This is a genomic window from Pseudomonas sp. CFBP 5748 (assembly GCF_053850495.1).
Genome location: NZ_JBSPTN010000008.1, coordinates 258,598 through 276,173, shown reverse-complemented (window position 1 = coordinate 276,173; position 17,576 = coordinate 258,598). Strand labels below are relative to the sequence as shown.

At 61.8% G+C, this 17,576-nt stretch carries 17 protein-coding genes; 5 read left to right on the top strand and 12 right to left on the bottom strand.

Annotated features, from left to right (window positions below):
* Positions 1 to 133: 133 nt before the first annotated feature.
* A complete protein-coding gene (locus ACWNZ1_RS20165; RefSeq protein WP_135843901.1) occupies positions 134 to 3,199 on the bottom strand; it encodes an efflux RND transporter permease subunit in 3,066 nt (1,021 codons plus the stop codon).
* 6 nt (positions 3,200 to 3,205) lie between these two features.
* Complete coding sequence (locus tag ACWNZ1_RS20160; RefSeq protein ID WP_135843900.1) at positions 3,206 to 4,306, bottom strand: efflux RND transporter periplasmic adaptor subunit; 1,101 nt, start codon at positions 4,304 to 4,306, stop codon at positions 3,206 to 3,208.
* A 94-nt stretch (positions 4,307 to 4,400) separates the two neighbouring features.
* Between ACWNZ1_RS20160 and ACWNZ1_RS20155 the strand changes: the two genes are divergently transcribed.
* Entirely contained in the window at positions 4,401 to 5,036 is a 636-nt protein-coding gene (locus ACWNZ1_RS20155) for a TetR/AcrR family transcriptional regulator (protein ID WP_135843899.1), read from the top strand.
* A gap of 144 nt (positions 5,037 to 5,180) precedes the next feature.
* Here the strand turns inward: ACWNZ1_RS20155 and ACWNZ1_RS20150 are convergent, their stop codons facing one another.
* Positions 5,181 to 5,963 carry a class I SAM-dependent methyltransferase gene (locus tag ACWNZ1_RS20150; protein WP_456027820.1) on the bottom strand — a complete coding sequence of 261 codons (783 nt, stop codon included), beginning with the start codon at positions 5,961 to 5,963 and terminating at the stop codon, positions 5,181 to 5,183.
* 92 nt (positions 5,964 to 6,055) lie between these two features.
* Here ACWNZ1_RS20150 and ACWNZ1_RS20145 point away from each other — a divergent pair, with 92 nt between their 5' ends.
* Positions 6,056 to 6,676 (top strand): energy transducer TonB, encoded by a 621-nt coding sequence (locus tag ACWNZ1_RS20145; protein WP_135843897.1) that lies wholly within the window; start codon positions 6,056 to 6,058, stop codon positions 6,674 to 6,676.
* A 1-nt stretch (position 6,677) separates the two neighbouring features.
* Here the strand turns inward: ACWNZ1_RS20145 and ACWNZ1_RS20140 are convergent, their stop codons facing one another.
* From ACWNZ1_RS20140 to ppc, 7 genes are all read right to left on the bottom strand, one after another.
* Positions 6,678 to 7,376: an extensin-like domain-containing protein gene (locus ACWNZ1_RS20140; RefSeq protein ID WP_256452235.1), complete on the bottom strand. Its 699-nt coding sequence runs from the start codon at positions 7,374 to 7,376 to the stop codon at positions 6,678 to 6,680.
* A 16-nt stretch (positions 7,377 to 7,392) separates the two neighbouring features.
* Positions 7,393 to 8,214 carry an isocitrate lyase/PEP mutase family protein gene (locus tag ACWNZ1_RS20135; protein ID WP_256452234.1) on the bottom strand — a complete coding sequence of 274 codons (822 nt, stop codon included), beginning with the start codon at positions 8,212 to 8,214 and terminating at the stop codon, positions 7,393 to 7,395.
* A gap of 32 nt (positions 8,215 to 8,246) precedes the next feature.
* Positions 8,247 to 9,107 (bottom strand): DUF72 domain-containing protein, encoded by an 861-nt coding sequence (locus ACWNZ1_RS20130; RefSeq protein ID WP_135843894.1) that lies wholly within the window; start codon positions 9,105 to 9,107, stop codon positions 8,247 to 8,249.
* Positions 9,107 to 9,415, bottom strand: a complete 309-nt coding sequence (locus tag ACWNZ1_RS20125) for a hypothetical protein (RefSeq protein ID WP_135843893.1) — start codon at positions 9,413 to 9,415, stop codon at positions 9,107 to 9,109. Before ACWNZ1_RS20125 ends, ACWNZ1_RS20130 begins: the two co-directional genes overlap by 1 nt.
* A gap of 325 nt (positions 9,416 to 9,740) precedes the next feature.
* The gene (gene tsaB, locus ACWNZ1_RS20120; RefSeq protein WP_135843892.1) at positions 9,741 to 10,418 is read right to left on the bottom strand and encodes a tRNA (adenosine(37)-N6)-threonylcarbamoyltransferase complex dimerization subunit type 1 TsaB; all 678 of its coding nucleotides are present in this window, start codon (positions 10,416 to 10,418) and stop codon (positions 9,741 to 9,743) included.
* A gap of 93 nt (positions 10,419 to 10,511) precedes the next feature.
* Complete coding sequence (adk, locus tag ACWNZ1_RS20115) at positions 10,512 to 11,159, bottom strand: adenylate kinase (RefSeq protein WP_135843891.1); 648 nt, start codon at positions 11,157 to 11,159, stop codon at positions 10,512 to 10,514.
* A gap of 291 nt (positions 11,160 to 11,450) precedes the next feature.
* On the bottom strand, positions 11,451 to 14,081 hold the full coding sequence (gene ppc / locus ACWNZ1_RS20110) for a phosphoenolpyruvate carboxylase (RefSeq protein ID WP_135843890.1): 2,631 nt from the start codon (positions 14,079 to 14,081) through the stop codon (positions 11,451 to 11,453).
* A 193-nt stretch (positions 14,082 to 14,274) separates the two neighbouring features.
* On the opposite strand from ppc, the gene ACWNZ1_RS20105 reads away from it, so the two are divergent.
* From ACWNZ1_RS20105 to ACWNZ1_RS20095, 3 genes are all read left to right on the top strand, one after another.
* The gene (locus ACWNZ1_RS20105; protein ID WP_025212083.1) at positions 14,275 to 14,619 is read left to right on the top strand and encodes a hypothetical protein; all 345 of its coding nucleotides are present in this window, start codon (positions 14,275 to 14,277) and stop codon (positions 14,617 to 14,619) included.
* Between the two features lie 275 nt (positions 14,620 to 14,894).
* Positions 14,895 to 15,308: a DUF4398 domain-containing protein gene (locus ACWNZ1_RS20100; RefSeq protein ID WP_003198164.1), complete on the top strand. Its 414-nt coding sequence runs from the start codon at positions 14,895 to 14,897 to the stop codon at positions 15,306 to 15,308.
* 51 nt (positions 15,309 to 15,359) lie between these two features.
* Positions 15,360 to 16,148 carry an OmpA family protein gene (locus tag ACWNZ1_RS20095; RefSeq protein ID WP_135847953.1) on the top strand — a complete coding sequence of 263 codons (789 nt, stop codon included), beginning with the start codon at positions 15,360 to 15,362 and terminating at the stop codon, positions 16,146 to 16,148.
* A gap of 180 nt (positions 16,149 to 16,328) precedes the next feature.
* Here ACWNZ1_RS20095 and ACWNZ1_RS20090 read toward each other — a convergent pair whose 3' ends face one another.
* Both ACWNZ1_RS20090 and ACWNZ1_RS20085 read right to left on the bottom strand, forming a co-directional pair.
* Positions 16,329 to 16,658 carry a hypothetical protein gene (locus tag ACWNZ1_RS20090; RefSeq protein WP_135843889.1) on the bottom strand — a complete coding sequence of 110 codons (330 nt, stop codon included), beginning with the start codon at positions 16,656 to 16,658 and terminating at the stop codon, positions 16,329 to 16,331.
* Positions 16,655 to 17,560, bottom strand: a complete 906-nt coding sequence (locus tag ACWNZ1_RS20085) for an alpha/beta hydrolase (RefSeq protein WP_135843888.1) — start codon at positions 17,558 to 17,560, stop codon at positions 16,655 to 16,657. Before ACWNZ1_RS20085 ends, ACWNZ1_RS20090 begins: the two co-directional genes overlap by 4 nt.
* Positions 17,561 to 17,576: the final 16 nt, after the last annotated feature.

Genomic DNA, 17,576 nt, shown 5'->3' with positions numbered 1-17,576 from the left:
CCCAACCCAAAACAACTGTGGGAGCGAGCTTGTTCGCGATGGCGGTGTAACAGCCAACAGAGATGTTGAAGCTGATACCGCTATCGCGAGCAAGCTCGCTCCCACATTGGTTTGCGGGGTCAGAGGATCAAGGTCAGGTCTTCTTGACCCTGAACCACGCCGCATACAACGCCGGCAAAAACAACAGCGTCAACGCCGTCGCCACGATCAGCCCCCCCATGATCGCCACCGCCATCGGCCCGAAGAACAGGCTGCGCGACAACGGGATCATCGCCAGTACCGCCGCCAGTGCGGTGAGCACAATCGGGCGGAAGCGTCGTACCGTCGCTTCGATGATCGCCTGCCAGGGGGTAAGCCCCGCCTTGATGTCCTGTTCGATCTGGTCCACCAGGATCACCGAGTTGCGCATGATCATGCCCGACAGCGCGATGGTGCCCAACATGGCGACGAAACCGAACGGCTGGCGAAACACCAGCAGGAACAGCGTGACACCAATCAGCCCGAGAGGCGCGGTGAGAAATACCATGGCCGTGCGTGAGAAACTGCGCAATTGCAGCATCAGCAACGTCAGCACCACCACGATGAACAGCGGCACGCCAGCATTCACCGATTTCTGGCCGCGAGCCGAATCCTCCACCGTACCGCCCACTTCCAGCAAATAGCCGTCTGGCAATTCTGCGCGAATCGGGTCCAGGGTCGGGAAGATCTGCTGCACCAGGGTCGCCGGTTGTTCCTTGCCGTAGATATCGGCCCGTACGGTCACGCTCGGCAGACGGTTGCGGTGCCAGATCACGCCCTCTTCGAAGCCGTACTCCAGTGTCGCAACCTGCGACAACGCAACGCTTTTACCATTGTCGGTGGGCACCGCCAGGCTTGGCAGCAACGACAGTTCGGTGCGCTCATGCACCGTGCCGCGCAGCAGGATTTCGATCAGTTCGTTGTCCTCCCGGTATTGGCTGACGCTGGCCCCGGTGAGGGAACGTTGCAGGAAGCTCGACAGGTTCGCCGTGCTCACACCCAAGGCCCGGGCACGGTCCTGATCGACGTTCAGGTACACCACTTTGCTCGGTTCTTCCCAATCCAGATGCACGTTGGCCACGTAGGGGTTTTCGCGAACTTTCGTCGCCACTTTCCGCGCCAGGGCACGGACTTCTTCGATGTGCTCACCGGTCACCCGGAACTGCACCGGGTAACCTACGGGCGGGCCGTTTTCCAGACGCGTGACCCGCGAGCGCAGGGTCGGGAATTGTTCGTTCAAGGTGCTGATCAACCAGCTGCGCAAAGGCTCGCGATCTTCGATGGTCTTGGCCAGTACCACGAACTGGGCAAAGCTCGACGCCGGTAGCTGTTGATCCAGCGGCAGGTAGAAGCGCGGCGAACCGGTGCCAACATAAGCCACGTAGTTGTCGATGCCCGCGTGTTCCTTGAGCAGCGCTTCCAGGCGCTTGACCTGTTCGGCGGTACTGCTCAGGGAGGCGCCTTCCTCCAGTTTCAGGTCGACCAACAACTCCAGTCGCCCCGAGGCCGGGAAGAACTGCTGCGGCACAAAACGGAACAGCATCACCGAGCCGACAAACAACAACACGGTCAGGGTGATGACGGTTTTGCGGCGACGCACGCACCACTCCACCAACCGCCGGACCCGCTGATAGAACGGGGTGCCGTAGGGGTCGGGCTGGCCGTCAGCGGTGCCGTGCTTGGCCGCGTGAATTTTCGCCAGGTCTGGCAGGAGTTTTTCCCCCAGGTACGGCACGAACACCACGGCGACCACCCAGGACGCCAGCAATGCGAGGGTCACGACCTGGAAAATCGAACGGGTATATTCGCCGGTGCCCGATTGTGCGGTGGCGATCGGCAGGAACCCCGCCGCCGTGATCAGCGTACCGGTGAGCATCGGGAACGCCGTACTGGTCCAGGCGTAACTGGCGGCCTTGATCCGGTCGAAGCCCTGCTCCATCTTGATCGCCATCATCTCCACCGCAATGATCGCGTCATCCACCAGCAGCCCCAGTGCCAAAACCAGCGCACCGAGGGAGATCTTGTGCAGGCCGATTCCCAGGTAATACATCGCAGCGAAGGTCATCGCCAGCACCAGCGGAATCGCCAGGGCCACCACCATCCCGGTGCGCAGCCCCAGGGAGAAGAAGCTCACCAGCAAGACAATGGTCAGCGCTTCCACCAACACCTGGACGAACTCGCCGACGCCGGTCTTCACCGCCGCCGGCTGGTCTGAAACCTTGCGCAGTTGCATGCCGACCGGCAGGTTGTTCTGCAAACGGGCAAACTCGGTCTCCAAGGCCTTGCCCAGGACCAGGATGTCGCCGCCCTGCTTCATCGCCACGGCCAGGCCGATGGCGTCTTCACCCATGAAGCGCATGCGCGGTGCCGGCGGATCGTTGAAACCGCGACGCACCTCTGCCACATCGCCGATACGGAAGGTGCGATCGGCGACACGGATCGGAAAGTCGCGGATCTCTTCTACCGTCTGAAAATTCCCCGAAACCCGTAGCTGCAGTCGCTCGCTAGCGGTTTCGAAGAAGCCTGCGGTCGATACCGCGTTCTGCTCTTCAAGGGCTTGCTGGACGGCCTCCAAGGGCAGGCCGAGGGTCGCCAGCTTCACGTTCGACAGTTCGATCCAGATTTTTTCGTCCTGCAAACCGAGCAGCTCGACCTTGCCCACATCCTTGACCCGTTGCAGCTGGATCTGGATGCGGTCAGCGTAATCCTTGAGCACCGCGTAGTCGAAACCGTCACCGGTCAGCGCGTAGATATTGCCGAAGGTGGTGCCGAATTCATCGTTGAAGAACGGCCCCTGGATCCCCGGCGGCAGGGTGTGGCGGATGTCGCTGATCTTCTTGCGGATCTGGTACCAAAGCTCGGGAATCTGCGCCGAATGCAGGGAGTCGCGGGCCATGAAGGTCACCTGGGACTCGCCCGGGCGGGAGAACGAGACGATCCGTTCGTAATCGCCGGTTTCCATCAGCTTCTTTTCGACGCGCTCGGTGACCTGGCGCGAGACTTCCTCAGCCGTGGCGCCCGGCCAGACGGTGCGAATCACCATGGCCTTGAAGGTGAACGGCGGGTCTTCGCTCTGGCCGAGCTTGGTGTAGGAAAGCGCACCGACGATGGCCAGCAACAGCATCAGGAACAGGACGATCTGGCGATTACGCAGCGCCCATTCGGAAAGATTGAAACCCATGGGGGATTACTCCTTGGCCGCCAGGTTGACCACGCGGTTGGAGCGATCCACCGGCCGCACCTGCTGGCCGTCGAGGAGCACATGCACACCTGCTGCCACCACCCAATCATCGGGGCCCAGGCCTTCCAGCACCGGAACGCTTTTTTCGCCGAAGGCGCCGACGCGCACCGGGACTTTTTTCAGGGTGTTGTTGGCGTTGACCACCCAGACATACGTCGCGCCGTTCTCGGCGGTCAGGGCCGACAATGGCACCGACAGCGAAACCTTGTCGGCGGTCTGGATAAACACCCTGGCACTCTGGCCCAGCTCAGCCGGAACGCTGCCGGCGGTGAAAGCGACACGGGCGGCGAACGTGCGGGATTTCGGGTCGGCAGACGGAGACAGCTCACGAATACGACCGCTGAAAAGCTGATCGGGCTGACTCCAAAGCTCTACCGAAACCGGCTGGCCGATCTTGAACCGACCGAAACCTTGTTCCGGCAGGCTGATCAGCACTTCACGCTCGCCGTCGGTGGCCAGGGTGAACACCGTTTGACCGGCCGACACCACCTGTCCAACCTCCACCGAACGCCGGGCAACCACGCCATCCTGAGGGGCACGCAATACCGAGTAACTGGCCTGATTGTTGGCGACGTCAAACTCGGCTTTGATCTGCTTGAGCCGCGCGGCACCAGAACGGTACAGGTTTTCGGCATTGTCGTACTGGGAGCGACTGACCATCTGCCGATCCAGCAAGGTTTTGTAGCGGTCACGCTCGGCGCGCACCAGGTTCAAGTTGGCCTCGGCGGCAGCGACCTGGGCCCGGGTTGCTTCCAGTTGCAGACGCACATCCTCGGGATCGAGTTCGGCCAACGCCTGGTTGGCCTTGACCCGCTGCCCCTCTTCGACCAGTCGTCGGCTCACTTTGCCACCAATACGAAACGCCAGGTCAGGCTCGAAACGTGCCCGTACTTCACCGGGATAACTGTCCATCGCCTGGGCTGAAGGCTGTGGTTTCACCACCATGGCGGGGCGCACGGCGACGGGCACCGGCTCGTCATGCCCACACGCAGACAATAAGAAAGCCAGGCTGACTGGCACGACGAGGGGCAGGACATAGCGGAACATGGCGAGTGACCTTTCGCTAATGGTGCTTGGAATAATTATACTGGCTAGTATGTTATTAATAGCAAACTCACCAGTCCAGTATTAAAGCGAAGAAATGTCGAACAATCTTTCCCCCCCCAGCGGTCCCGGTCGTCCGAAGGATCTGGCCAAGCGCCAGGCCATTCTCGACGCGGCGAAACGCCTGTTCCTGAGCTTGGGTTACGCCAGCACCAGCATGGACGCAGTTGCCACCGAGGCGGGCGTGTCGAAGCTGACCGTCTATAGCCACTTCACCGACAAGGAAACGCTGTTTTCCGCCGCCGTGATAGCCAAGTGTGAAGAACAGGTGCCGACGCTTTTCTTCGAATGGCCGGACGGCGTTCCGATCGAACAGGTGTTGTTGAACATCGCCCGTGGGTTCAACCGACTGATCAACAGCGATGAATCGTTGAATCTGCATCGCCTGATCATGGCGCTGGGTAGCCAGGATCCAAAACTCTCGGCGATTTTCTTCGAAGCCGGCCCGCAGCGGATGCTCTCAGGCATGGAACGGCTGCTGACCAAGGTCCATCAGAGCGGCGCCCTGTGCATCGATAAACCGCGCAATGCCGCCGAGCATTTCTTCTGCCTGATCAAGGGCGCGGCGAATTTCCGCTTGTTGTCTGGCTGCGGCCCGCGCCAGGAACCCGAAGCGGCCGAGGCGCATGTGCAGGAAGTGGTGGGGTTGTTTGTGCGGGCTTATCGGCCTTAACTCGACCGGTAGCCTTTTACTGGCTGGAAGGGCCTCATCGCGAGCAAGCTCGCTCCCACAATTTGATCGAGGGTGTTCACAGAATCTGCGTTCACCTCCGATCCCTGTGGGAGCGAGCTTGCTCGCGATGCAGGCGACGCGGTCTCAGGGCTTGAGCGCTTTCTTGGGATAGATGTCGTAACGGCTGGATTTGCCATCAAGCCCATGACTCGGCTTGGGTCCTTCGATGCACGGGGCCTTGCGCGGGCGTTTGACCACCACTCGGTGAGTCGCCAGGGCCAGGGCCGCGGCGAGCAGTGCCGGGGCGTCCGGGTCGTCGCCGACCAGGGGCCGGAACAGGCGCATTTCCTTCTTCACCAGGGCGGTTTTCTCACGGTGAGGAAACATCGGGTCCAGGTAGATCACCTGCGGCGGCTCGCCTTCCCAGTTGCGCATCACCTCGATGGAATTGCCCTTGAGCAAACGCATGCGGGCGACGATGGGCGCCACCTCAAAGTCTTCCGCGCCACGGGCCAAGCCGTCTTCAAGCAACGCACCAATCAGCGGCTGGCGTTCGATCAGGCTCATTTCGCAACCCAGGCTCGCCAGCACGAACGCGTCCTTGCCCAACCCGGCCGTGGCATCCAGCACCCGTGGACGCACGCCTTGGGCGACCCCGACCGCCTTGGCGATCATCTGACCACTGCCGCCACCGTACAACCGGCGATGGGCCGCCCCGCCATCGACGAAGTCCACCCGCACCGGTCCCGGCGCGTCCGGGCCCAGTTGCTGTAATTGCAGCCCCTGTTCGCCGACCTGCAAGGCAAACTCGCCATCGTCCACCTGCAATGGCAGGTCAAGCCGCTCGGCCCAGCGCTCGGCCTGAGGCTGGAACGCCGGGGCCAGGGCTTGGACATGGATGCGGCAGGCCGCAGGTTGCTCACTCATGGAAAACACGCTCAAAAAATTAATGATCGGCAAAAGCGGCCGATAACAATGGTGAACGGCATTTTGCCAGAGCTGAGCGTCGACCGAGAAAAATGTCAGACATTCAAACCACATCGATAGGCATTATCTCCCCTTACGGCGATTACAGCCTGCGAAACACTCAAGCGCTGAGCGGCGTCAGTCACCTGTGGCAGGATTTTTTTGCCCGGGCCCTGGCCGATCAACTGGGTGATAACGCACCGGCACCTGGCAGCTACCAGCCAGTGGCCCTCGATGAAGCGGTTGAACCGACCCTCGGCGCCGAACTGCTGGAGCACATCGTCAGCCAACGCACCTGCGACGTGATCGAAACCCTGGTCAAACCGCCTGAGCCACTGTTCCTGCCCATCGCCGAATTCGAACTCGACTTGCTGGACAAACCCTTCCCACCGTTCCCGGAAGAAGAAATCGTCGCCCAGCAAAAACAACAGACCTTCGAGAGCAACTGGGTTCGCCCGCTCGTCCTCGCCGCCGGTCAACCACTGCCAGAACCTGGCCCGGCCCCGCAGCCACGTCCGCTGCACCTGCCAATTGCCGAGTTCGAACTCGATCTGCTGGACAAACCCTTCCCGCCCTTCCCGGAAGAAGAGATGGTGGCGCAGCAGAAACAATTGGACTTCGACATTCGCTGGGCACGCCCGATCGTGCTGCAGAACCTGCGTATCGCTGCCTGACTCAGCGACATATCCACCACGGCCCCACATCCAGATGAAAATGGTTGCGGTGCGCCACGTTGTAATCCGGACTCAAGACCACACTGAACATATCGCAGGCGCCGTCGCGTGCCTGGCGCAAGAACCGCGCATTGGCATTGTCCTTTGGCCAGTCCCCGAGCACGCTGATGCTGCGGCCATCGGCCAGGCGAAACCCGGCGATATCCAACGCACTGGCCGTGGCGTGCTGGCTGCGCGCCCCGCTTTCACGACCGTACATGTTGCGACAAGCAAAACTGCCAAGGTGATCGACCCGCGTGACTTTCTGCCCATAGGCCGCCACTGCCGCCGGCTGTAACGCATGGCGCTCGAACAGCGCAAACGCCACCGCCAACGGACAGCTCGCAAGAAAACTGCTGCTCAACGCCACCTCGCCACCCTGCACCCTCAGCACATTGGTCAGCGGGCAATCGGTATTGACGCCACTGTCAGCCTGGCGAACGGTCCGCAACCCCGAGGTGGCGAGGGCCTGGTCACATAGCTGCGGGTCGTTGCGCAGGGCCATGAGCTTGAAGCGGGTCAACCAGTTGGGCGCCACATTGACATCCAGGGGCGCCCAAGGATTCCATTGGGGCGGCACCGACAGCCAGCCGCGCCATACCGCCAGCGCTGCACAGCCAACAATCAGCACCAATACCGCAAAGCCTTTCAAAAACCGCACGACAACGCCTCGGGCATCAACCCTTGAATAATTGGTTGGCCTGCTTGAACGGCATCGAGCGGCGAGTGAAGGTAAACGTGCCCTGCTGCTGGATCTCCTCGGCAGCGCGGAAGAATTCGCCATACGCGGCCAGGGCCAGGGCCGAGCCGACGCTGATGCGCTTGACGCCCAACTCACTCAATTGCGCGACCGTCAGCTCCAGCGCCCCGGACATCAACACATTCACCGGTTTCGGCGCCACGGCCTGTACCACGGCGAGCACTTGTTTGGCGGTGCTCAGGCCCGGGGCGTAGAGCACGTCGGCACCGGCATCGGCGAAAGCTTTCAGGCGACGAATCGTGTCATCCAGGTCGGGATTGCCATGCAGGAAGTTTTCCGCCCGGGCGGTCAGCAGGAACGGGTATGGCAAACTGCGCACGGCGTCGGCGGCGGCCTTGACCCGCGCCACGGCATGCTCAAAGCAATAGATCGGGCTGTCTTCGCGGCCCGTGGCATCTTCGATCGAGCCACCCACCGCGCCAGCTTCTGCGGCACGTAGCAGGTTGCGGGCGCACTCCTGGGGTGCATCGGCAAAACCATTCTCCAGGTCCACCGCTACCGGCAGGTCAGTGGCAGCGACAATCGCCCGGACGTTGGCCAGGGTGTCTTCCAGCCCCAATGCACCATCTGGCCGGCCCAGGGAAAAAGCATGGCCGGCACTGGTCGTCGCCAGGGCCTCGAAGCCAAGGCTGGCCAACATTTTGGCGGAACCGGCATCCCATGGATTGGGAATGACAAAAGCCCCTTCGCGTTCGTGCAAGGCTTTGAACGCCTGGGCTCGACGGGTTTGCGCATCCATGTAGTTCGCTCCTGGGCAGAGAGGGTTTGGCCTCAGAGCAAACCCAGTTGCTCGGCGGCGGGCTCTCTATATAGCTCAGGCAGGGCCGGCAAGCCAGGCAAACGAGTCATCAAGCGAGTGTGGAAGCGTTGTGCGAGTTTCGCCGCCAGCAGGTTGTCAGCGGTGTGCAGGAAGATATAAGGCGTGCGCCCTTCTTCGATCCAACCGGCGATTTTCTCCACCCAGGGCGTCAGGAACGGCTCGTTGGCCTCCAGCACCGGATGACCGATGAAGCGCACCTGCGGGCATTGGGTGAATGCCGTTGGCCGGGGTGGTACGCGGGGCTTTTTCGATTGCGCGTGGAGCACGGCAGGATCGGTCGAGGTGCAGCTGAACAAGGCCCGGGGATCGAGGCAAATGCGTTCGACGCCACGGTCGAGCAACAGGCGATTGAGGCGTCGTTCGGCGTCGCCCTTGGCGAAGAACTCATCGTGACGGACCTCCACCGCCAATGGCTGCTCGAAGGCGTCGATAAAGCCCGCCAGCTCGGCCATTCGATGGGGTGTGAAGGCTTTGGATAACTGCAGCCAGAACGGTGAAACCCGCTCGCCCAAGGGGCTGAGCAACTGCACGAAGGTTTCGCTGGCCGTCAGGCGTTCACGCAAGTCGCCATTGTGGCTGATGTCACCGGGCAACTTGGCAGTGAAGCGAAAGTGCTCGGGCATGGTCTCGGCCCAGCGCTGCACGATGGCCGCAGACGGGCTGGCGTAGAAGGTCGTATTGCCTTCCACGGCATTGAACACTTGAGAATAGAGATTCAGGAAGTCGGAGCTTTTCGCGTCCTGGGGATAAAGATAATCGCGCCAGGCGTTTTCGCTCCAGGACGGGCAGCCCAGGTAATAAGGCAACACCATCAGATGTAGAGGTCGAGTCCCAGCACTTCCATATCCCAATCGACGAAACCGGCGGTGCTCAGGTAGCTGGCCAGGGCCGTGGCCACGCTGCGGCTCATGGAACGGTGATACAGCATGTCTTGCTGACGGGCGGGAAGGTTGCTCAGGCGTTGCGCGGAAGCTTTGGCGGCGCGGGCGGCCAGTTGTTCTTCGGACGGAAATTCCAGTTCACCATCGATGTCATCGAAGGACTCAGGCTCAGCGGCTTTGCCCGCACGAGGCTTGCGCTTGAGGGGATAGGACTGGGATGGAACGCCGTCTATACGCATAACAGAATGCTCGGTATCAATGATGGCAATTTAGCGGCACTTTCACAGCCGCGCAAATGCGCAAGTGATAACTAGAACACATAAAGCCAAAAAGGTTTAAAAACGGGTGAAAAAAGTGACGACTGGCGATAGGGGGCGTGACTTTTGAGTAGGGAAATGACTTTTTTTAGCGAGGGGATTTATCCCAGCTGGGTGTAGGCGCTGGCGAAGCCTGCGATCTTTTGATCTTTGACTTTTCACTTGAGACTCAAGCGTCAATAGAAGGATCGCAGCCTTCGGCAGCTCCTACAACGCTGCCCGCTTGGGAATGCGGTCAAGCCGGGGTTTACCGTTCGGATTTCGGCGTTGCGACCTTGTCCCGCAGGTACACCGGCTGGGCATCATCCGCCGGGATGGCTTCGCCGCGCTCCCAGGCGAAGCGTGCCAGGGCCAGCAGGTCTTCGGCATGGGGCAGCATCGAGGCGTCCTGGCCGCTGAGGTTGACCGCAATTCGCTCGCCGTAGCCCCAACCGGTGCCAGCGCCGAACCAGTCGCCATCGGCTTCGTTCGGCAAAGCCGCGGCTTCGGGCGGCAATACCGCTTCGGCACCGACCAGGCGCATCTCGCCGTCAGTTTCGCGATAGCAGCCCCAGTACACCTCATCCATGCGCGCATCGATGGCCGCCGCGACTTGCCGCACGCCCTGCTCGCGCAAGGCGCGCTGGGCCAGCACCGCCAGGTTGGAAACCGGCAACACCGGCCGCTCCAGCGCAAACGCCAGCCCCTGCACCACGCCGATGGCGATGCGCACGCCAGTAAAAGCCCCCGGCCCACGACCAAAGGCAATCGCATCCACCGCCTGCAAAGTCGTCCCGGCATCGCTGAGCAATTGTTGAATCATCGGCAACAGCTTTTGCGCATGCAGGCGCGGGATCACCTCGTAATGGCTCGTGACCTTGCCGTCGTGCAGCAAGGCAACGGAGCAAGCTTCAGTCGCGGTGTCCAGGGCCAGCAAGGTGCTCATCGATGTGTCCGTAAATCAGGTGGGAAAAAGTGCGCCAGTATAAACAACTACGGCCCGCAAGCGGGCCGTAGTTGATGACGCGAATCAGACTTTTCAGCTCAGCGCTTCAAGCACCTTGCCAGTGATCGCGTCGACCGAGCCAACGCCCGGGATGTGGCTGTACTTCGGCTTGCCATTGGCAGTGGACAGATTCTGGTAGAACGCCACCAGCGGCTTGGTCTGGGAATGATAGACCGACAGGCGATGACGCACGGTTTCCTCGGTGTCGTCCTTGCGCTGCACCAGCTCTTCACCGGTGACGTCGTCCTTGCCGGCGACTTTCGGTGGGTTGTAGACGGTGTGGTAGACACGGCCGGACGGCTCGTGGACACGACGACCGGCAATGCGCTGGACGATCTCTTCGTCGTCGACCGCGATTTCAACCACGTGATCAAGCTCTACACCGGCAGTCACCAGGGCTTCGGCCTGGGGAATGGTGCGTGGGAAACCGTCGAACAGAAAGCCGTTGGCGCAATCGGCTTGAGCGATGCGATCCTTGACCAGGGCGATGATCAGGTCATCCGACACCAGGCCACCGGCATCCATGATGCTCTTGGCCTTGACGCCCAGCTCGGTGCCAGCCTTGACTGCGGCACGCAGCATGTCGCCAGTGGAAATTTGCGGGATACCGAATTTTTCGGTGATGAACTTTGCCTGAGTACCTTTACCGGCCCCGGGAGCTCCCAGCAGAATGACGCGCATCGATGTGCTCCTCAATTTTTTTATGTAAAACGCTCGGATTCGCCTCGTGGGGCCAATCTCGGAAAAACAGGATCGTGACCGCCCAAACGGCCAAAGGCTGATCAAGATACACAGCAGGCCCGACCCACACAAGCCGCCGAAAGTCGAAGAAACCCGCGCCCGATGCGACCTTCGCAGGAGGTGGCGAGAGGCGCAACCGGGCCACGAACTCTCGCCTGGCCGAACACTCCTCTCCCCTCCCAGACCGCGCCCAGGGACTTCGGGCGAGCCGTTTCGGCGCGCTGCCTAACCTTAGCCGGTATTGCGCAAACCGGCGGCAATCCCCGCCACAGACACCAGCAACGCCTGTTCCACGGGGCTGCCCTGGGCAACCTCCTGCTGCCGCGAACGTGCCAGCAGTTCGGCCTGCAACAGGTGCAGCGGGTCGAGGTAGGTGTTGCGCAGGCGAATGAATTCCAAGGTATCTGGGCTATGTGCCAGTAGCTGCGACTGACCGGTCAACCCCAGGACTACCGAACACGCCTGCGACAATAGGTCGCGTAAATGCGCACCCAAAGGTAACAGCCCAGGCTCGACCAAACGTTCATCGTAGGAACGCGCAATGTCGGCGTCAGCCTTGGCCAGTACCATCTCCAGCATGTCGATGCGGGTCCGGAAGAACGGCCATTGCTCGCGCATCTGTCCCAGCAGTTCGCCTTCGCCGCGCTCCAGGGCCTTGCCCAGGGCGGTTTCCCAGCCAAGCCAGGCCGGCAACATCAAGCGGGTCTGGGTCCAACCGAAAATCCACGGGATCGCCCGCAAGCTTTCGATACCGCCGGCCCGGCGCTTGGCCGGCCGACTGCCCAAAGGCAGGCGCCCCAGTTCCTGCTCCGGCGTGGATTGGCGGAAGTACTCGACGAACTGCGGGTTTTCCCGCACCACGGCGCGATAGGCGCTGACGCCGTCGGCGGCCAGTTCATCCATCAAATGTCGCCACTGGGGCGTGGGCGGCGGCGGTGGCAGCAAGGTCGCTTCAAGCACTGCGGCGAGATACAGATTGAGGTTCTGTTCGGCGATGTCCGGTAGGCCGAATTTGAAACGAATCATTTCACCCTGTTCTGTGGTGCGGAAACGTCCGGCCACCGAGCCCGGCGGTTGGGACAGGATCGCCGCGTGAGCCGGACCGCCGCCGCGGCCCACGGTGCCACCGCGACCGTGGAACAACAGCAGTTCGACTTGCTGCTCGCGGCAGATGTCCACCAGCCGTTCCTGGGCGCGGTATTGCGCCCAGGCTGCCGCCGTGGTCCCGGCGTCCTTGGCCGAATCGGAATAGCCGATCATCACTTCCTGGGGCCCTTGCAGCCGTGAGCGATAGCCCGGCAGCAGTAACAACCGCTCGATCACCGGCCCGGCGTTGTCCAGGTCGGCCAGGGTTTCGAACAGCGGCACCACCCGCATCGGCCGCAACACACCGGATTCTTTCAACAGCAGTTGCACCGCCAGTACATCGGAGGCCGCGCCGGCCATGGAGATCACGTACGACCCCAGGGACGCCGCCGGTGCCGCCGCCACTTCCCGGCAGGTGGCCAGGACTTCCGCCGTATCGGCCGACGGTTTGAAATGGGCGGGTAACAGCGGACGCCGGTTGTTCAGCTCGCCCAGCAAGAAGCTGATGCGCTGCTCCTCGCTCCAATCCTCATAGCGCCCCAGGCCCAGGTAGTCGGTGATTTCGGTCATGGCAGCGCTATGGCGCGTCGAGTCCTGGCGCACATCGAGGCGCACCAGGAACAGCCCGAAGGTCACCGCCCGGCGCAGGCAATCGAGCAACGGCCCGTCGGCAATCACGCCCATGCCGCATTCGTGCAGGGAGTGGTAGCACAGCTCCAAGGGGTCCAGCAGTTCGCGGTTGTTCTGCAACACCTCGGCGGGCGCGGGTGTGCTGGCGCTCAAGGACGCGTGGGCCCAGTTGCGGGTGGCGCGCAGGCGTTCACGCAATTGCTTGAGTACCGCGCGATAGGGCTCGGCGCTATCGCCTGCCTGGGCGCGCAAGGCCTCGCTGGCGTGTTGCATCGACAGCTCGGCGGCCAGGTGGTCAACGTCACGCAGGTACAGGTCCGCCGCCATCCAGCGCGCCAGCAACAGCACCTCGCGGGTAACCGTGGCGGTGACATTCGGGTTGCCGTCACGGTCACCGCCCATCCACGAGGCAAAACGAATCGGCGCGGCTTCCAGCGGCAAGCGCAACCCGGTGGCGGCGTGCAACGCCTGGTCAGCCTTGCGCAGGTAATTGGGAATGGCTTGCCACAGCGAATGCTCGATCACCGCAAAGCCCCATTTGGCTTCATCCACGGGGGTCGGTCGGGTGCGGCGGATTTCTTCGGTGTGCCAGGCTTCGGCGATCAGTCGTTGCAGGCGCTCGTGGATCTGCGCGCGCTCGGCGCTGGTCAGGTCACGGTGGTCCTGGGCTGCCAGTTGCGCGGCGATGGCATCGTATTTCTGGATCAGCGTGCGGCGGGCCACTTCAGTCGGGTGAGCCGTGAGCACCAGTTCGATCTCCAGGCGGCCCAATTGCCGCGCCAGGGACTCGGCGCCATGGCCTTCGGCGCGCAACCGGGCAAGCAGTTCCGGCAACACCCGCGCCTCGAACGGTGCCGGCTGCGACTCTTCGCGACGGTGGATAAGTTGGTATTGCTCAGCGATGTTGGCCAGGTTGAGGAACTGGTTGAATGCCCGCGCCACGGGCAGCAGTTCGTCCTCGCTCAACTGGTTGAGGCTGGCGCTGAGCTCGGCGTCCACGGAGCCGCGTCGGTCAGCCTTGGCACCCTTGCGGATCTGCTCGATCTTGTCGAGAAACGTGTCCCCGTACTGTTCGCGGATGGTATTGCCCAGCAGCTCGCCGAGCAGGTGGACATCCTCGCGCAAGCGGGCATCGATATCGGTCATCAGCAGTTCTCCAGCAAAAAGGTCCGCACAGCGATCGGGTTAGACGCAGGAAATAGAGAGTGCCGATGCCAGTCGTTTCTGACAAGCGACGAAGGGACTTTAAACCTTACGGGACAAAGCTAGTCTCATAAATAAGCCACACAACGGCTTGCCACTCACCGCGCCTGCTACGAGCAGGCCTATTGAGGCCATCATGAAAATTCGTGAGCTCGCCCAGCATTGGGAAGAAAACGCCAAGGGTCGCCTGACCCAGACTGGCTACACGATTCACCTGGACGTGGAAGCCGCCGCCCGACTGGCAGCGATCTGCGACATGTACCCCAAGCGCCACCCCGAAGAGCTGTTGGGCGAGCTGATCGGCGCGGCGCTGGAAGAGCTGGAAGCGAGCTTCCCGTACATCAAGGGTTCTCAGGTGGTGGCCACCGATGAAGAAGGTGACCCACTGTATGAAGACGTCGGCCCGACCCCGCGATTTCTCGCCTTGTCCCGCCGTCATCTGCACGAACTGTCCTCGCAGAACGACAAGTCCAAACACTGATTTCCCCATCCCATAGAGCGACATCCCGGCACTGTTCAGTGCCGGGAATACCGCTGCGCGCCTTGAAAGTTCAGCTTTTTTACAACTGACCGATCAGTCAGTAATTCTTTTGGCGATTGGCCATCTTCTCTGAACTTTTGAAAAACGTCTCGGGTCACACCGAGTAACCATACTGGAACAGTCGTTTAAATAAACGCGCCCTGGCGCCAGCGCCAAAACAGACGTCACAGCTTCGGTCCCAGCATGGATTCGTTGTTTTTTTCAGGAGTTTTCCAATGGAGTTGAAGCCTATGAATACCTGCACTGCCAAACCCTCATCCACAGGCCTGCGTGGCCTGAAGTTGGCTGCCCTGGCTATCGGTAGCAGCTTCATCCTGGCCGGCTGCGCCGGCAATCCACCTTCGGAGCAATACGCGGTGACCCAATCGGCGGTCAACAGCGCCGTCAGCGCCGGCGGTACCGAATTCGCGGCTGTGGAAATGAAGTCGGCCCAGGACAAGCTCAAACAGGCCGAGATCGCCATGCACGACAAGAAATACGACGAAGCCAAGCGTTTGGCCGAACAGGCCGAGTGGGATGCCCGCGTCGCCGAGCGTAAGGCGCAGGCCGCCAAGGCCGAACAAGCACTCAAGGACTCCCAGAAAGGGGTCCAGGAACTGCGTCAGGAAGGCATGAACAAGGTTCAGTAGACCGTTCGCGCCACGACGTAATTCTCATTGATAAAAGGACGACAGACTATGATGCACAAACACTTGATGATGCCCGCCCTGCTCGCTGCCTGCGTAGCGCTGGCCGCTTGCTCCACCGACCCGAACGCGAACCTGGAACAGGCCCGTACCAACTACACCGGCCTGCAGGCTGATCCGGCGGCAACCAAAGTCGCCGCCCTGGAAACCAAAGACGCCGCCGACTTCCTGGCCAAGGCCGACAAGGCCTACATGGACAAGGAAGACGAAGCCAAGGTTGACCAGTTGGCCTACCTGACCAACCAGCGCGTTGAAGTGGCCAAGCAGACCATCGCCCTGCGCAACGCCGAAGCGGGACTGAAAAACGCCGGTGACGAACGTGCCCGCGCCTTGCTCGATGCGCGTAATGCGCAGATCAAGCAACTGCAGGACAGCCTGAACGCCAAGCAGACCGAACGCGGCACCCTGGTGACCTTCGGTGACGTGCTGTTCGCCACCAACAAATCCGACCTGCGCGCCAGCGGCATGACGAATGTGAGCAAACTGGCGCAGTTCCTCCAGGAAAACCCGGACCGCAAGGTGATCATCGAAGGCTACACCGACAGCACCGGTTCGGATTCCTACAACCAGTCGCTGTCCGAGCGTCGCGCCGGCTCCGTACAACTCGCGCTGGTGAAAATGGGGGTCGATCCGGCCCGCATCGTGACCCAGGGTTACGGCAAGGAATTCGCCGTGGCGGACAACAACAGCGTCTCGGGCCGTGCCATGAACCGTCGGGTGGAAGTGACCATTTCCAACGACAACCAGCCCGTCGCCCCGCGTTCGACCATGAGCGCCAATTGATCGGTTGAGTGCAACTGAAAAGCCCCGCCTGAGTTAATCGGGCGGGGCTTTTTTATCGGCCAACACATTTCCCTTGTGGGAGCGGGCTTGCTCGCGAAAGCGTCGGGTCTGCTACCTATACGGTGACTGACACACCGCCTTCGCGAGCAAGCCCGCTCCCCCACACTCATATCATCAGCGTTACGGCTGAAGCTTCTGCGGCGTCTCCTGCCCCATGCAGCGCACCGCACGCTTCTTCTCGTTGATCAGCACGCCGGTCAGGCCTTTCTGTTCGGTGTCGAACAACACCAGCACGCCGTCGATGCACTGGGCCACCTGCGGCGCCGGCTCCAGGGCGACTTTGTAGTCTTCGCCCGGCACGGTCTTGAGCATGGTGAATTGGTTGAGCAGCAGGGCGTCCTCAGGCTTGGCGAAGTGCAGGTAACCGTAGTACCAGAGCACTCCAACGGTGCCGAGGATGCTGCAGATACCGGTGATGATCAGGGGGATGGCGTTACGTTCTTCGCTCATTGCGGGCTCTCTGAAAATTCAACAGGTGATTTCGGATAATTCGGGACTTCGCCCAGGCGGCGCAGGCCGTCAAAGTGCTGGGGGTCGTCGAGGTAGCGCAGCATCACCGTGCGCCAGACCGGGTCGGCGAACGTCTGCACATGCCCACCACGGGTCAGTTGCAGGACTCGGGGTGGCGGCGCAGCTTGATACAGACGGATGCCATTGGAAAGGGGCACGATGGGGTCGTCCAGGCTGTGGTAGATCAATTTCGGCACACCGGTCAATTGCGCCACCGAGCCGATTGCGCTGTCACCGTCCGGCACCAGCCAGGACAACGGTACCTGCAACGGCCAGGTCAGCCACGACGTACTCAGGGCGAAACGCCCGACGTCGCGATAACTGGCGGGCACGCCATCGAGCACCAGTGCCTTGAGCTGCTGCTGGCGCTGCGGATGTTCGACCAGATAATGCACCGCCAGCGCGCCGCCCAGGCTCTGGCCGAGCAGCACCAGCGGTTTGCCCTGGACCTCGGGCGACTGGTCGAGCCATTTGAACGCCGCGTCGACGTCCTGGTAGATCGCCGGCAGGCTCGGCTCGCCTTCGGAGAGGCCGTAGCCGCGGTAGTCGACCATCAACACCTGATAACCCTGCTCCGGCAACCACCAACTGCCGCCCAGGTGCCAGGCCAGGTTGCCGCCGTTGCCGTGCAAATGCAGCACCGTGCCCTTGACCGCCACGCCTGGCTTGACCGGCAGCCACCAGCCGTGGAGCTTGAGGCCGTCGGCCGTGACCAGGGTGACGTCACGATAATCGAGCCTGGCCCGCTCCGGGGTGAAAGGCAGGCCGGGCTCGGGGTAGAACAGCAGCGAGCTGCAACCGCTCAGGGCCAGCAGCAGGCATACGATGCCGAGGGTTCGCATCCGGTGAAACCTCGCA

Bases quoted from the DNA above. Each gene is read 5' to 3' on its own strand.
- ACWNZ1_RS20100 (WP_003198164.1), top strand. From the start codon at position 14,895: ATGGAGTTGAAGCCTATGAATACCTGCACTGCCAAACCCTCATCCACA.
- tsaB (WP_135843892.1), bottom strand. From the start codon at position 10,418: ATGAGCACCTTGCTGGCCCTGGACACCGCGACTGAAGCTTGCTCCGTT.
- ACWNZ1_RS20105 (WP_025212083.1), top strand. From the start codon at position 14,275: ATGAAAATTCGTGAGCTCGCCCAGCATTGGGAAGAAAACGCCAAGGGT.
- ACWNZ1_RS20130 (WP_135843894.1), bottom strand. From the start codon at position 9,107: ATGGTGTTGCCTTATTACCTGGGCTGCCCGTCCTGGAGCGAAAACGCC.
- ACWNZ1_RS20125 (WP_135843893.1), bottom strand. From the start codon at position 9,415: ATGCGTATAGACGGCGTTCCATCCCAGTCCTATCCCCTCAAGCGCAAG.
- ppc (WP_135843890.1), bottom strand. From the start codon at position 14,081: ATGACCGATATCGATGCCCGCTTGCGCGAGGATGTCCACCTGCTCGGC.
- ACWNZ1_RS20155 (WP_135843899.1), top strand. From the start codon at position 4,401: ATGTCGAACAATCTTTCCCCCCCCAGCGGTCCCGGTCGTCCGAAGGAT.
- ACWNZ1_RS20095 (WP_135847953.1), top strand. From the start codon at position 15,360: ATGCACAAACACTTGATGATGCCCGCCCTGCTCGCTGCCTGCGTAGCG.
- adk (WP_135843891.1), bottom strand. From the start codon at position 11,159: ATGCGCGTCATTCTGCTGGGAGCTCCCGGGGCCGGTAAAGGTACTCAG.
- ACWNZ1_RS20135 (WP_256452234.1), bottom strand. From the start codon at position 8,214: ATGGATGCGCAAACCCGTCGAGCCCAGGCGTTCAAAGCCTTGCACGAA.
- ACWNZ1_RS20165 (WP_135843901.1), bottom strand. From the start codon at position 3,199: ATGGGTTTCAATCTTTCCGAATGGGCGCTGCGTAATCGCCAGATCGTC.
- ACWNZ1_RS20090 (WP_135843889.1), bottom strand. From the start codon at position 16,658: ATGAGCGAAGAACGTAACGCCATCCCCCTGATCATCACCGGTATCTGC.
- ACWNZ1_RS20145 (WP_135843897.1), top strand. From the start codon at position 6,056: ATGTCAGACATTCAAACCACATCGATAGGCATTATCTCCCCTTACGGC.
- ACWNZ1_RS20085 (WP_135843888.1), bottom strand. From the start codon at position 17,560: ATGCGAACCCTCGGCATCGTATGCCTGCTGCTGGCCCTGAGCGGTTGC.
- ACWNZ1_RS20160 (WP_135843900.1), bottom strand. From the start codon at position 4,306: ATGTTCCGCTATGTCCTGCCCCTCGTCGTGCCAGTCAGCCTGGCTTTC.
- ACWNZ1_RS20150 (WP_456027820.1), bottom strand. From the start codon at position 5,963: ATGAGTGAGCAACCTGCGGCCTGCCGCATCCATGTCCAAGCCCTGGCC.